General features: G+C 25.2%; 2 protein-coding genes. Both read left to right on the plus strand.

The genetic code is table 11. The features are described from left to right. Positions 1–50 precede the first annotated feature (50 nt). Positions 51–659 carry a hypothetical protein gene (locus ACMOUI_RS08505; RefSeq protein WP_418965295.1) on the plus strand — a complete coding sequence of 203 codons (609 nt, stop codon included), beginning with the start codon at positions 51–53 and terminating at the stop codon, positions 657–659. A gap of 1 nt (position 660) precedes the next feature. Beyond that, the coding region (locus tag ACMOUI_RS08510; RefSeq protein WP_418965296.1) for a BREX system Lon protease-like protein BrxL at positions 661–1,762 on the plus strand (1,102 nt) is incomplete at its 3' end.

Genomic DNA, 1,762 nt, shown 5'->3' on the forward strand with positions numbered 1-1,762 from the left:
GCTATACTTCTTCACAGAAACAAATAATAAATAATATGGAGGTAATTTTTATGGTTATGATGTTAATTCAATTAATTGAGAAAAATCCTAACGTTCCAATAGCACAGGTTATTTCTCATTTCTATCCAGTTATTGATTTTGTTGAAGATGAGGATAGAATTTATTTAGCAAACAAAACAATATGTATTGCAAAAACTAAAGAAGGGAATTTAATTAACCTTCATGAATGGTATTGTAGTACTCTGTTATCTGAATATATTATTCAGTTTTATCCTTGTAGAAGGCCATTTTCAAATTTTAACTATGGAGTGATTATAAAACCAACTTTTCAAAAGTTTGATAGAACAGCAGCCAATAGTAGTTACTATATTCAAATACTTGCAGCAAATTATCTTGGAAAAGGAGTGGTTAATAAATTAAAGGATAATCAAATTGGAATTTTAAATGGAAGATTAGTTCTAACAGATTATAGTAATTTTATACCTTTTATATTTTGGAACTTTCCATTAACTTGTTCTTGTGGTCATCTTATTTTAGGATCACTTGAACCTTTTTGTTTACAATGTGGAATTATTGATTTGAATAAAGATTCAACTTTAAATATTATTGATTTTTCGAATAAAGATTTTTTACAAAAACATTATCTTGGAGGATTTTAAAATGAATTTAACACTATTTGATTTATATTTTGAGGCATTAGGAATTGATATTAAAAGCTTTACTATTACGGATAATCTAATTAGATTCATTAGAGTTTTTCCATTGTTAATAGAACATTTTCATATGTTAGAACAAGGTCCACCTAATACAGGAAAGTCTTATATTTCAAAAGTCTTTCCAGAGAATTTTGAAATGGTTAAAGCTATTACAACAGCTAAGATTTTTGGAAGTATTTCAGGAAAAGAAGGGTATATATCTAATAAAAATAATGCAATTTTCTTTGATGAAATTTCTAATTTGAATCAATCAGATATACCAACTGACTTAAAAAGTGCTTTAAAAAGTTATTTAAACGGAGATACTTTTTCTAGGGGTAACGATGAAATTCTACAAACTACTTCATGTTATTTTGCAGGAAATACATCAGATGATATACAAAATAAACTTGATATAAGCCCTGTATATTATAATAAGGATTCTTTAAGTAATTTGCCAGAATTCTTTTTAGAAAATGCTATGATAGAAAGACTTATTTGGTTACCAGGATGGTTATTAAGTAAAACTCAAGAAAAAAATTTACTATTTAACTCAAATAGTGAAAAAGCATTAGAAGAAATAAAAGATTTTATTAAAAAGAATAGAACTGCTGAAAATAAAGAAGTTAAAATACCTTTTACAACTAACACTAGAGATTGTAAAAAGGCAAGAAAATTGATTACAGGATTAATTATAAGCTTATATAACGGAGACTTCAAATCAAATAATATAAACGAAGTCATAGAATTTAGTAAATTTATTGTAAATTTAGGATATGGTAAGTATTCTAAATTTTGGGAAACACATGACGGTAAAAAATTTATAAGTAATTTCTTAGAAATTTATTTACCTATAAACTCCACAATAGACAGAATTTTTTTCTATAATGACAGAGTTTTAGTTGTAACAAAAGAGAACCCAAATAAAATATATAAGATTGCTATTAATAAGTATGGAGTATTAGAAAATCAAAAAGAAATTAACTTTTATAATAATAAAAAGGAGTTTTCTAACCTAATTGCCCATATTGAAAAAACAGATGATTTATTTATTGTAGCTATTCAAG

Source organism: Cetobacterium sp. (genome assembly GCF_048470075.1).
In the GTDB taxonomy this organism is placed as follows: domain Bacteria; phylum Fusobacteriota; class Fusobacteriia; order Fusobacteriales; family Fusobacteriaceae; genus Cetobacterium_A.